Origin of the sequence: Dietzia sp. KRD202 (genome assembly GCF_017168155.1) — a bacterium.
Lineage (GTDB): Bacteria > Actinomycetota > Actinomycetes > Mycobacteriales > Mycobacteriaceae > Dietzia > Dietzia kunjamensis.
In genome coordinates, this window is the sequence record NZ_JABFAN010000125.1 from 1 (window position 1) to 387 (window position 387).

General features: G+C 68.7%; 1 pseudogene. It reads left to right on the forward strand.

Going from position 1 to position 387, the window contains the following annotated elements:
* A pseudogene (locus J1M64_RS19285) lies at positions 1–387 on the forward strand (DNA topoisomerase IV subunit B); the annotation flags it as partial.

Genomic DNA, 387 nt, shown 5'->3' on the forward strand with positions numbered 1-387 from the left:
GCCGTGTCCGGCGGTCTGCACGGCGTGGGCATCTCGGTGGTCAACGCCCTGTCCCGGCGTGTGGACACCGAGGTCCGCCGGCAGGGCTACGTCTGGCGGATGAGCTTCGCGAACGGCGGCCACCCCCAGGGTGAGCTCGAACGCGGCGAGCAGACGGACGAGACCGGGACCACCCAGGTCTTCTACCCGGACCCCGAGATCTTCGAGACCGTGGATTTCGATTTCGAGACCCTGCGGGCGCGGTTCCAGCAGATGGCGTTCCTCAACAAGGGTCTGCGGATCACGCTCACGGACGAGCGCGTCATGGACGAGACCGGTGAGGAGATCGCGGGGGAGTCCCCCGTGGACGCCTCCGGTCCGGTCGAGGGACAGGACGGAGGGTCGGTC